The organism is uncultured Paenibacillus sp. (genome assembly GCF_963515335.1).
Lineage (GTDB): Bacteria > Bacillota > Bacilli > Paenibacillales > Paenibacillaceae > Paenibacillus_I.
Window position 1 is genome coordinate 16,967 of record NZ_CAUPYC010000019.1, and the last position, 12,596, is coordinate 29,562.

Annotated in this window: 10 protein-coding genes; all 10 read left to right on the forward strand. The window is 55.9% G+C overall.

Annotated features, from left to right (window positions below):
• Nucleotide 1: 1 nt before the first annotated feature.
• The 10 genes from RWM61_RS08610 (at nt 2) to RWM61_RS08655 (ending at nt 12,348) form a co-directional block, all read left to right on the forward strand.
• On the forward strand, nt 2–2,578 hold the full coding sequence (locus tag RWM61_RS08610; RefSeq protein WP_313999566.1) for a DUF5696 domain-containing protein: 2,577 nt from the start codon (nt 2–4) through the stop codon (nt 2,576–2,578).
• Entirely contained in the window at nt 2,575–3,477 is a 903-nt protein-coding gene (locus RWM61_RS08615) for a sugar ABC transporter permease (protein ID WP_313999567.1), read from the forward strand. The genes RWM61_RS08610 and RWM61_RS08615 overlap by 4 nt, the downstream gene beginning before the upstream one ends.
• A gap of 20 nt (nt 3,478–3,497) precedes the next feature.
• Nucleotides 3,498–4,499 (forward strand): carbohydrate ABC transporter permease, encoded by a 1,002-nt coding sequence (locus tag RWM61_RS08620; RefSeq protein ID WP_313999568.1) that lies wholly within the window; start codon nt 3,498–3,500, stop codon nt 4,497–4,499.
• Nucleotides 4,500–4,614: 115 nt separating this feature from the next.
• On the forward strand, nt 4,615–5,646 hold the full coding sequence (locus tag RWM61_RS08625; RefSeq protein WP_313999569.1) for a glycosyl hydrolase: 1,032 nt from the start codon (nt 4,615–4,617) through the stop codon (nt 5,644–5,646).
• Between the two features lie 30 nt (nt 5,647–5,676).
• Nucleotides 5,677–6,777 carry an SGNH/GDSL hydrolase family protein gene (locus RWM61_RS08630; protein ID WP_313999571.1) on the forward strand — a complete coding sequence of 367 codons (1,101 nt, stop codon included), beginning with the start codon at nt 5,677–5,679 and terminating at the stop codon, nt 6,775–6,777.
• 32 nt (nt 6,778–6,809) lie between these two features.
• Nucleotides 6,810–7,886 carry a Gfo/Idh/MocA family oxidoreductase gene (locus RWM61_RS08635; protein WP_313999573.1) on the forward strand — a complete coding sequence of 359 codons (1,077 nt, stop codon included), beginning with the start codon at nt 6,810–6,812 and terminating at the stop codon, nt 7,884–7,886.
• A gap of 25 nt (nt 7,887–7,911) precedes the next feature.
• Nucleotides 7,912–8,775 carry a sugar phosphate isomerase/epimerase family protein gene (locus RWM61_RS08640; protein WP_313999574.1) on the forward strand — a complete coding sequence of 288 codons (864 nt, stop codon included), beginning with the start codon at nt 7,912–7,914 and terminating at the stop codon, nt 8,773–8,775.
• Between the two features lie 42 nt (nt 8,776–8,817).
• The gene (locus tag RWM61_RS08645; RefSeq protein WP_313999575.1) at nt 8,818–9,840 is read left to right on the forward strand and encodes an SGNH/GDSL hydrolase family protein; all 1,023 of its coding nucleotides are present in this window, start codon (nt 8,818–8,820) and stop codon (nt 9,838–9,840) included.
• Nucleotides 9,841–9,888: 48 nt separating this feature from the next.
• Complete coding sequence (locus RWM61_RS08650) at nt 9,889–10,860, forward strand: glycoside hydrolase family 113 (RefSeq protein WP_313999576.1); 972 nt, start codon at nt 9,889–9,891, stop codon at nt 10,858–10,860.
• 39 nt (nt 10,861–10,899) lie between these two features.
• Complete coding sequence (locus RWM61_RS08655) at nt 10,900–12,348, forward strand: glycosyl hydrolase (protein ID WP_399538218.1); 1,449 nt, start codon at nt 10,900–10,902, stop codon at nt 12,346–12,348.
• Nucleotides 12,349–12,596: the final 248 nt, after the last annotated feature.

Consider the following 12,596-nt stretch of genomic DNA (forward strand, 5'->3'; position numbering starts at 1 on the left):
CTTGATAAAACAAAAAAAATGGCTTGCGGTGGCGGCCTGTGCCGTAATCGCCGGAATCGCAGTCTTTCTCATTATTCTTAACACGCGCGGCGTACCGGCCATCGATGCGGCTTCTTATACGCAAGGTACGGCAGAGCTTGCGCAAGCGGCGGAGCTTAAGGCGCTGCCGGGCGGCTCGGGCGGAGTCCCGGGCATGAAGCTCGTTGCGCAGACCGACGATCTGGCTTTGTATTATCATGCCGAGACAACAGAGGTCGCCGTCGAGGACAAGCGCAGCGGCAAGATATGGCGCAGCAGCCCGGCCGAACGCGATTCGGATGCCAAAGCGTCGCCGTTCGAGAAGGAGTCAATGGCCTCCCCGGCCAACATTTCGTTCCGGGATGCGGTCGGGAATCTAGAGACTTATACCAGTTTCGGACAGAGCATCAGCAAGAAGCAATTTACAGCGGAAAGCATCGAGAGCGGTATCCGGGTCACCTATACGCTCGGGGACCAGTCGCTCGGGATCGAAGCGCTGCCCCGGCTGATCAGCAAGAAGCGGCTGGAGGAGAAAGTCCTAAGCAGATTGGATGAGGCGACTGCGCGTTATGTCGGCTTGCGCTATTATCCGTTATCGACGAACAAGGAAGTGCTGGAGCGAATGGATGCCCAGCTTTCCAGGCAGCTGGTATTGAACAAAATGTTGGCCGCCTTCGAGAAAGCGGGCTACACGAGGGAGGATTTGGCGTTCGACAATGAAGAGAACGGGATTGCCGGGGGAGCGGCTTCCGATCGGCCCAACTTCACCGTACCGCTCGAATACAGGCTGGACGGCGATTCCCTGCTGGTCTCGGTGCCAGTCGCGCAGATCAAGGAAAGCGAAGCCTACCGCATCCGCTCGATCGAGCTGCTCGGTTATTTCGGAGCAGCCGGCCTGGAGGAGAAAGGCTACATGTTCGTGCCGGACGGAACGGGCAGCCTGATCTATCTGAATAACGGCAAAGTGAAAAACGAACTGTATGCGCAGCGTTTATACGGCGACGATTATAACGATAACAGCGGCCGCCGTGGCCAAGTCGCCCAAAGCGCGAGAATGCCGGTATTCGGCTTGAAGTCGGGCGACGACGCCTGGTTCGCGGTCATCGAGCAGGGAGACGGAATCGCCGGCATCAACGCCGATATTTCCGGCAAACAAAACTCCTATAACCATGTGTATAGCAGCTTTGCCGTTCGCGGCGAGGACTCGCTGGAACTCTACAAGGGCAATCAAGTAGAGTCCATCCAGCTGCTGTCGGAACAGCGGTATGAAGGCGACATCAAGGTTCGGTACAGCTTTTTATCCGGCGAAGACGCGGATTATTCCGGCATGGCCAAGCTCTACCGCAACCGGCTGGTGGAGCAAGGCGTACTGAAGCCGCTCAGAGACAGCGCTTCAATCCCGTTCTATGTGGATATGCTGGGGGCGATCGAGAAGAGACGAACCTTCCTCGGCATTCCTTATGATGCACTGGTGTCGATGACCTCTTTCGAACAGGCCGGGCAAATCGCCGAACAGCTTCAATCGGACGGGATCACCAATATCCAAATGCGATTTATGGGCTGGTTCAATAAGGGTTTGAACCATAAGCTGCCTGTGAACATGAAGGTGGACGGCGTACTTGGCGGGAAGCCGGAATTGAAGGCGCTCGAGGACAAGCTGGCCGAAATCGGCGGCAGGCTGTACCCGGACGTGGCCTTCCAGCAAGTGTACCAAAACGACCGTAATTTCACTCCCTCTTCGGACGCGGCGAGATTTCTTACCAAGGAAGAGGCGGCGCGTACACCGTTTAATCCCGCATTCAATGCCATGGACTTCGATTTGGGCATCTATTATCTCTTGTCCCCCGCCAAGCTTCCGTATTATGTCGATCAGTTCATCGACAGATACGCTTCGTACGGGACGGACGCCGTAGCCATTCGCGATCTCGGGGAGTTGGTCTATTCGGATTATCGCGTAAATCGCGTCATTTTCCGTGAAACCGCCAAGAATATCATTACCGGGCAGCTCGGCAAGATCAAGGAGAAATTCCCGAATACGTTGCTGACCGGCGGGAACGCCTATGCGCTTCCATATGCCGAACAGGTAGTCAATGTGCCGACCTCAACCAGTAAATTCAATATCGCGGATGAGGAAGTGCCCTTCTATCAGATGGTGCTGCACGGATTCGTCGACTATGCCGGATCGCCGATCAATCTGGACGACGAGCAGGACATGAAGCGGCAAATGCTTCGCAGCCTAGAACTCGGGGCGGCTCCTCATTTCCTGTGGTCCTACGAGCCGTCCTCTAAACTGAAGTACACCCGCTTCGATACGATGTATTCTACGGATTACGCGGCGTGGTACGACGATGCCGTCGCGATGTACAAAGAAGTAAATGCGGTGCTCTCCGGCTTGCGGACGAAAGCGATCGAACGGCGTGTTCGATATGCCGACGGGGTTGTGGAAGTGCGATATGAAGACGGTACTTCCGTTCTCGTCAACTATACCGATCAGCCCGTTGCGATCAACGGAACCCGCATAGATGCGCAAGATTATGCGGTAGGGGGTGGCCAAGGATGAATAAACGAAGTCTGACCCTTACCCAGCGGAGAGCATTGCTCGGCGTAGCCTTTATTCTCCCTTGGCTGCTCGGATTTTTATTTCTGTTCGCGATGCCGCTCGTGCAGTCCGTCAAATTCAGCTTCAACGAGCTGATTATCGCGCCCGGCGGATACGAATTGGTGAATGTCGGCTGGAAAAACTTCAACGACGCCTTATTCGTCGATGCGAATTTCAACCGGATCCTGACGGATTCCGTGGCAGCGATGCTCGTGGATGTGCCGTTGATTCTGTTCTTCAGTTTGTTCGCGGCAACGCTGCTTAATCAGAAGTTCAAGGGCCGGGGCTTCGCGAGGGCGGTTTTTTTCCTGCCGGTTATTCTGGCCTCCGGCGCGATCGCGTCCGCCGAAGCGGCGGGCCTTCTCAACCTGGTCGGCAATTCGGAGGCGGCGAAAGAGGTGGGAGACGCCCAATCCGGGGTCGATATCCTGTCCATGGTCATCATGCTGGATGAAGCCGGTATGCCGCGGTGGTTCATCGACTATATTACCGAAGCCGTCATGCGGATTTATGAAATTATCCGCAGCTCCGGCGTACAGATTCTCATTTTCCTGGCCGCCCTGCAATCGGTTCCTGCCGCGATGTACGAAGTGGCCAAGATGGAAGGCGCAACGCCTTACGAATCATTCTGGAAAATTACGTTTCCGATGGTGAGTCCGCTCATTCTAACCAATGTCATCTATACGATCATCGATTCGTTCTCTGACAGCCCGGTTACCCAAACGATATTCGCGACGGCGTTTCAGACGCAGAATTTCGGTCTCAGCGCCGCCATGTCCTGGCTGTATACGCTGGTCGTCGGCGGACTGCTGCTTATTGTCGGCGTGCTGATTTCCAGAAAAGTGTTCTATTATAACTGATTCGAGGGGAGAGGCGAATCTTGGATGCCAAAACGACACGAAGCGAAGCGGTAATCTGCTACAAGTTCAGGAAGACCAAGAACAAAACGCTGGAGTGGCTATGGGCCGCATTCCGGTATGCACTGATTATCGGGATCTCGTTCGTCATCCTCTATCCTTTGCTGCAGAAAGTGTCGGTTGCCGTTAAAGCGAAAGAGGATATTTATAATCCGACGATCTATATGGTGCCCGTGAACTTCACGCTTGACAACATCCGCATGGCGATCGAGCTGCTCGACTATTGGCCGCTTCTTGGAAACACGCTCTTATTCGTGACGGTGATTACCTTGCTGCAGGCCGCTTCGTGTGCGCTTGCGGGCTATGGCTTCGCCCGGTTTGATTTTCCCGGAAGCAACGTTCTGTTCACACTGGTCATTCTTACCATCCTGATCCCGATGAGCACCTTGATGGTTCCGATGTACCTTCATTTCCGAAGCTTCGACATTCTCGGCATCGTCAGTCTGTTGACCGGTAAGGACGGCGTTAATTTGCTGAATACGTTCTGGCCGTCCATGATCACGGCAGCAACCGCAAACGGATTGAAGTCGGGTCTGTTCATCTATATTTTCCGTCAATTTTTCCGGGGGCTGCCCAAAGAAATCGAGGAAGCAGCTCTCATCGACGGGGCGGGAGGGTTCAAAACCTTTTTCCGGATCATGCTTCCCAATGCTGTTCCGCCGCTGCTTACCGTGATTCTGTTCGCCTTCGTCTGGCAGTATAACGACACGTTCTTCACCACGCTGTTCATGAGCGAGAGCAATCTGATGCCGGTGAATATCGCCGCGCTTCCCGCAGATGCCAGCCAACAGATTCCGCTCATGCTCGGGGTCGGGACGAATCCGAATGTGAAGGCGGATCCGAATTATGTGGCGATGGTCGTCGACACCGGCATCCTGCTCGCTATTCTGCCTTTGATCGTGATGTATTTGTTTGTGCAGCGTTATTTTGTGGAAAGCGTGGAGCGCACGGGCGTTGTCGGCTAAGCGGATCGCTCCGCAATCCTGCAGGTTCGCCCGTCTTCGTATGATCGCGATAGACGTTGTTCTCACCGAAGTGGATGACGACTCAGACTTAAGACGTAATAGGGAGTGGCTGACCATGATCAATCTGACAAGCGACGCAAATTTTCGGGTCGAACCGAACTTGATTAATCCGGACGCATCGGATAACGCCAAGCGGCTGATGGCTTTTCTCTGCGATATGTATGGGAAGCGTATGCTGACCGGCCAGCAAGCGGGAGTCGGGCGCAACCCGGAGCCGGAGATCATCTTTGCAGCGACGGGGAAATACCCGGCTGTAATGGGATTCGATTTTATGGATTATTCGCCGGGACGGACGGAGCGCGGCGCCGTTTCCCAGGATACCGATCTCGCGATCGACTGGTGGAAGCAAGGCGGGATCGTGACGTTCTGCTGGCATTGGGGAGCCCCGAAGGATCTGATCGATCTGGAGCCTGACCGGCACTGGAGCAAGGGGTTCTATACGAATGCGACCGCCTTCGATATCGAAGCGGCGATGAAGGATCCGTCCTCGGAATCATTTGCTTTGCTGATCCGCGATATCGACGCGATCGCCGAAGAGCTGCGCCGGCTTCGGGACGAGGGCGTGCCGGTGCTATGGCGTCCGCTGCACGAGGCGTCCGGTGGCTGGTTCTGGTGGGGCGCGAAAGGCCCTGGGCCCTGTATTGCGCTCTGGAAGCTGATGTACGACCGGATGACGCGGCTGCACGGACTGAATAACCTGATCTGGGTCTGGAACGGCCAGCATGGTGATTGGTACCCGGGCGACGAATATGTGGATATCATCGGCGAAGACATTTATCCGCCGGAGCGAAATTACGAGTCGCAAGTCGACCGGTTCCGTCTGGCGTCGTCCTATACGTCCGCCAATAAGATCATTACGCTGTCCGAGAACGGACCCCTGCCGGACCCCGACCTGCTGATCCGGGACGGCGCACCCTGGTCTTGGTGCTGTACGTGGTACGGAACATTCGTGTACAGAGAGGATAACGGACGGCTGGTATACTCCGGGAAATACACGGAACTCAAGATGCTGCGGAAATTATACGATCACCCGTTTACCTTGACGCGGGAAGATTTGCCGGATCTGACGGCCTACCGTCTCCCCTAAGCGGCAAACAGACAAGAAGGAGCATATAGGATGACGCTGCAGATTTGGAAGCATCGCAAAGCACTGACCGGCACGTTCTGCAAGTTGGATGAGGGAAGAATCACCCTCGGATTTATCGGCGGCTCCATCACGGACGCCAGACCCAGGCACAACTGGCCTGAGCCGGTTATTGCCTGGTTCGCCCGGAGCTTCCCTGAGGCGAGAATTGCGGTCGAGAATGCCGCGATCGGAGCGACGGGAAGCGACCTCGGCGTCTTGCGGGCTGAGCGGGATCTCATCCACCGAGGCTGCGACATCGTGTTCGTCGAATATGCGGTCAACGATCACGATACGCCCTCCGGGCGGCGCAGGCGAACGCGGGAGGGCTTGATTCGGAAGCTGCTCGCTGACGGGGAACGGGATGTGGTGTTCGTATACACTTTTTGTCAGGATATGTACGAGCCGATGGCAGCCGGTCGGGAGCCGGATTCCATTCGGGAATTGGAAGAGCTCGCGGAGCATTACGGAATCGGCTCGGTCTGGATGGGGCTGCACGCGCTGGAGGAAGTCCGGAAAGGCGCTATCCGTTGGGAGGAATGGCTGCCGGACGGTCTCCATCCGACCGCCAGGGGCAGCATGAGCTACGGCGAAAGCGTGATCGCCTTCTTGGAACAGGATTCATCGCGTGCGGGCGACCCGTACTGGGTTGAGAGGCAGTCGGCGGCAATGGTGAAGCCGCTTGATCCGTTGCATTGGGGGGAGTCCGTCCAATTGCCGCTGGATGAGGTGAGCACGGAAGGTCCTTGGACGATCCGTCGATGGCCTTACTATGGATGGATTGACCGCGTGCTGGAAACGGCGGCGGTCGGGGCGAAGCTGGATTTTATGTTCGACGGCAGGGGAGTCGCCCTGGGATTCGATTTCGGGCGGACATCCTCCGAATTTCGTTACCGGATCGACGGCGGCGAATGGGTATCCGTTGAACGCGACCGCCCGGATTGGATCGGCAACGAAGGCTGGTACCGATTGTGGGTGCACGGAGATGATCTGCAGCACGAGGCGCACCGTTTCGAGCTTGAGGTCATACACGGCAACCGGCCCGGTTGCCAAGGGACGAACTTCAGGCTGGGCATGATCGGTGTTATCCGCTAATGAAGGAATCCAATCGATATGGAGGATTGAACATGACAAATGAAAATAAAATCAGAATCGGTATGATCGGCGCCGGCAATATCGGAGGCGTGCACATCGGAGAATTCTCCAAACTGCAGGGCGAATGCGAAATCGTGGCGATCACCGACATCGATCAAGCCAAGGTCCGCAAGCGTGCCGAGGAGAACGGGATCCCGATCGTTACGGCAACCAATGAAGAGCTGATTGGCCATCCGGAAGTCGATGCGGTGATCGTGGGGGTGCCCAATCAGCATCATGCCCCGCTTGCGATTCAAGCTTTGGAGGCCGGCAAGCACGTGCTGCTCGAGAAGCCGATGGGCATCAGCGGCGACGCCGCTCGGCAAATCCTGCAGGCGAGCCGCAAGTCGGATAAGGTGCTGATGGTGGCTCATCAAATGCGGTGGGAATCGGTTCCGATGCAAATCAAGGAGCAGGTGGATCGAGGAGAATTAGGCCGTATCTATGCCGCGAAGACCGGCTGGTTCCGCCGCAAAGGCATCCCCGGCTGGGGCACCTGGTTCACGCAAACGGAGCAGTCGGGCGGCGGTCCGCTGATCGACATCGGCGTGCATATGCTGGATCTGGCGCTCTACCTGATGGGAAACCCGAAGCCTGTGTCCGTTTTCGGATCGACCTATGCGGAATTCGGGCCCAAGCGGAGAGGGATCGGCACATGGGGGACCCCGGATTGGAACGGTGTGTACGACGTCGAAGATTTGGCGATGGCGATCATCAAAATGGAGGACGGAAGCACGCTCACGCTTGAGGTGAGCTGGGCCGTTCATATGGATACGGACAATACGCCGTTCATCCATCTGATGGGTGCCGAAGGGGGAGCAGCGTACCGTGGCGCAAGCGGCAAGCTGCTGACGGAAAAGTTCGACCGGCCGTCGGAGACGGAGCTGCGCAAGCCGGACAACGACGAAGGGGAACGGCTGCGTCTTAGCCGCCACTTCCTGGCGTGTATCCGCGACGGCAAGCAGCCGATCAGCTCGGCATTGACCGGGTTTACCAACAATCTCGTTCTGGACGCGATCTACGAGTCGTCCCGCACGGGGAATGAAGTCAAGCTCAACTGGAATGTGTAAGATTCGCATTAGAGGAGGATCCGCAATGTTGCATGGACTTACGCGTGCCGGCTTAGGCGATATCGGCAATGACGAGTATTTCATCGAGAAGGCGGCGCAATACGGTTTTGAAGCTGTCGATATCAATGCTTTGGGGTTGATCGAACGAGTCGGCATCGAGAACGCCAAGGAGCTGCTCCGGAGTCATCAGATGGTCGTCGGCTCGATCGGATTGCCTGTGGAGTGGCGGCAGAGCGAAGCGATGTTTCGGGACGGATTGACCGGTCTGACCGAGGCCGCCGAGGCGGCCGCCGCGCTCGGCTGCACGGCTTGCTGCACCTATATTTTGCCCTCGACCGATCAGAAGGCGTCGCATTTTATGGCGATGGCTACGAAACGGATGCGGATCGCAGCCCGGATTCTCGATGCTTACGGCATTCGGCTGGGTCTGGAATTCGTCGGCCCGCATCACTTGCGCACCAGATGGGCGAATCCGTTCATCTGGACGATGGAGGAAACGCTGGATTGGATCGATGCGATCGGCGAGCCGAATGTGGGACTTCTATTCGACGCTTATCACTGGCATACGAACGGATCGACGGTTGAGGACATTTATAAGCTGCGTGCCGAGCAGATCGTTCATGTCCATATCAATGATGCCCCGGACGTGCCGGTCGAGGACGTGCTGGACAATGCCCGATTGTATCCGGGAGAAGGGGTTATCGATTTGCCCGGTTTTCTGCACGCGCTCCATCATATCGGCTATGCCGGCGTCGTGGCGCAGGAAATATTGACGCAGGAGGCGCCGTCCGACTCCCCCGAAACGCTGTTGAAGCGTTCCAGCGAAGGCTTCGACAAGGTCTTCCAGGCCGCTGCAATTCGTGGGGCCAAGAGAGGCGGCGGCGAATGAACCCGAAAGTCATCGGGATCGGTGGAAAAGGGGCCATACGCTATGGAGTACAGAAGGGATAATCAATTCGAATTCCGCAATCATGCGCGCTATGTCGGTCGGTTGGATTGGCGAGATTCGAATGGGCCGCTGCTTTCGTGGGCAGGCGGCTCGATCGCAGTGCGGTTCCGGGGCCAGGCCATAACGCTTCGCATGATCGCCAAGGAGAGAGAAGATTCTTGGGTGGATCTGATCGTTGACGGAGAGGTGCATCGCACGCTGCATATTGATGCCTTGCACGAGTCAACGACGCTTGTTATCCCCCAAGCGGGGAACGAGCCTCATATCCTCGAGGTCTACAAGCGGACGGAAGCGATGTTCGGCACGGTTCAATTCCTCGGATTCGAGCTTCCGGAAGGCGGCCGGTTTATGACGCCGCCGCCGCGCCGGGAGCACAGGCTCGAGATCATCGGCGATTCCATCAGCGCCGGTTCCGGCAACGAAGGGAAAGACGGCGATCCGAATATTGCCGCGCATGAGAATAACCGTCTCGCCTATGGAACATTGGCGGCCGAAGCGTTGAATGCCGAACTGCATACGACGGCCGTCTCCGGGATCGGGCTTGCGGTCAATTACGGGGATGAACGCGTCAACACGATGCCGGAGCAATATGGACGCTTGAATCCGCTTGATCCGGAGACGAAATGGGATTTCGGGCAGTGGATACCGGAGGTCGTCCTGATCAATCTGGGTACGAACGATAACAATTATGCCGTCGATCGGGATGAGTTCGTTGCCAAGTACAAGCGCTTTGCAGGAGAGCTTCGAACGCGTTACCCCGACGCCCTTGTGTTCATGACGCTGGGGCCTTTCATTCTTTCGCCGGTAAAAGAGCATATTTTAGCGTCATACGAGGAGATTCGGGCGGCCGATCCGAAGGTGCGCTGCTTTCTGTTCGATCCGGCCGACGTGGAGCGGGACAGTCTCGGCGAAACCGGCCATCCGAATGTCATTACACACCGCCTTATGGCCGAGCAATTGATCCGCGTACTGCAGAGAGACGCCGGCTGGCAGCAGCGGGAATAAAAACAGGGGCACTTCAACTTGGCGTGCGACCTTCCGGAGGGCAAGTGAATGAATCGGATGTTCATAAAAGGCATGACATGGGGTTGGAATAGTACACGGGGGTCCTATCGGACGCCGGAAGCCGGAGACTCCATCGCAAAGCTGCGGGAAACCGGCAGCGAATGGATCGCCCTGTCGTTCTATACGCGGCAAGAATCGGTTCATTCTACGGAAATCCCTTTCGAATACGGCTATACCATGACCGACCGGGATATCGCGTTCGCGGTCGCCGAGGCCCGAAAGTCGGGGCTGAAGATATGCTTGAAGCCCGTCGTGAATTCAAAGGACGGCATATGGCGTGCGCACATCGGATTCCCGGATGAAGAAAGCGCGACTCGCCCTTACTGGGACAAATGGTTCGAATCGTATACACATTTCCTGCTGCATTACGCGGAATTGGCGGAGGAGCTCGGCTGCGAAATGTTCTGTGTCGGCTGCGAAATGGTGAAAACCGAAGCGCAAACCGTCAGGTGGACTAAGCTGATTGCGCGCGTCCGGGAGGTTTATTCGGGGCCGCTCATCTACAACGCCAATCACGGCAAAGAAGAAGGCGTGGCCTGGTTCGATCAGGTGGATATGATCGGAACGAGCGCCTACTACCCTGTCGGCAGCGTTCCGGGCGATACGGAAGACAATATGATCGCGAAATGGCTGCCGGTTCGCGACAAGCTCGAAAAGCTTCACCGGAAGTTCAACAAACCGGTCGTGTTTATGGAAATCGGCTGCCGCAGTGCGCATGGCTGCGCGACGATGCCATGGGACTTCTCGCATACCGAGCTCTCCTTCAATGAAGAAGAGCAAGCGAACTTTTACAGCTCGGTAATGAGAGTATTCTGGGATCAAGAGTGGTTCGGCGGATTTTTCTGGTGGGACTGGAGCGTGAAGCTTTATCCCCGATCGGAAGCCAAGAACGACCGGGGCTTCGATATTTACGGCAAAAAAGCGGAGGCAGTCCTGAAGCATTGGTATTTGGCTAAATAAGCAGTCCGGCAAGTTGAAATCGGAGGGAGGTATGTTATCGTGTTCAGAAAATTAGGTCACGGATTGCTCATTCTCGCACTCATCGCTGCCGTCATACCCGGCTTGAACAAAAAGACAAAGGCGGCGGCGGTAACCTATGAAGCGGAGAAGGGCGTACTAACGGGCGTCAGCGTATCTGCGGAGACGGCCGGCTACTCCGGCAACGGTTACGTCACGGGCTTCAACGAAAGCTCCGATTCGGTCGTCATCAACGTGAACGTTCCTGCAACGGGGCTGTATGCATTAACCGTTCGTTATCATTCGCCGTACGGGGATAAGAACACAAGCCTGGTTTTGAACGGCATTCCGAGCGGCGAACTTACGTTAAGGCAAAGCGCCGGGTTCGAAGAAGTGCAAGGCGGCAAACTATTATTGCAAGCCGGTAAGAACACCATCGGCTTCGTCAGCAATTGGGGGTGGTACAACATTGACGCGATCCGCATTGAAGAAGCACCGACACCTCCTCCCCATCAAGTGACGAAGGACCTCGTCAATCCGAAAGCTTCCAAAGAAGCCGATGCGCTGTACCGGTATCTGAGATCCGAGTACGGCAATCGTATCCTGTCGGGGCAGCAGACCTTGGCCGATGCGAATTGGGTTTATAACACGACGGGCAAAAAACCGGCCGTTCTCGGTCTCGACCTGATCGACTACTCGCCCTCCCGCGTTGAATACGGTGCGTCTTCAACAGAGGTGGAGGATGCGCTCGAGTGGGATGAACAAGGCGGGATCGTCACGTTCGCCTGGCATTGGAATGCGCCTAAGGGACTGATCAATCAACCCGGCAAAGAGTGGTGGAGAGGCTTCTATACCTATGCGACGACATTCGATGTCCAATATGCGATGGACAATCCGCAGTCGGAAGATTATAAGCTGCTGGTGCGTGATATCGATGCGATCGCCGTTCAACTGAAACGGCTGCAGAAAGCGAAGGTTCCCGTTCTGTGGAGACCGCTTCATGAAGCGGAGGGCGGCTGGTTCTGGTGGGGAGCGAAGGGCCCGGAGCCGGCAAAGAAACTATATCGCCTCATGTACGACAGACTTACCAACTATCATAAGCTGAACAACCTGATTTGGGTTTGGAATTCCGAGAACCCGGCATGGTACCCTGGCGACGCGTACGTGGACATTGTGAGCATTGACAGCTATCCGCAGGCGGGGGATTACGGTCCGCTAAGCAATCGGTATGACAATCTGAAGGGACTGGTGAACGACCGGAAGCTCATCGCCCTTACCGAGAACGGGCCGATTCCGGACCCGGATTTGCTTCAGCTCTATCGCGCAGATTGGAGCTGGTTCGTCACGTGGAGCGGTAATTTTATTCAAGACGGCATTCAGAATGATCGTCAGCATCTAATTGAAGTGTACAATCATCCCTACGTGCTGACATTGGATGAGTTGCCGGACTGGAAGAAGCGCGGAAACTTTTATGCATCCTCGAAGTTATGAGCGCGGTGTACGGCGAGACCGCTCTGGCTCAGTTCTATTGGCATTGCCTCTCGATAAGGTAAGCCGTTAGTACGCGAAACAATTTCTAAAAATTTGGATACAGCCATTCATAAAAAATGAGGTCGCCGCCAAGATGTTATGGCGATCTCATTTTTTTACCTATAAATTTGCAGTGGGATTTTTGCACCTGAACGCCGATCGTGGAAAAAGTACTGCATTTCGTTGTTTGCCATGATATCGGGCTGCAA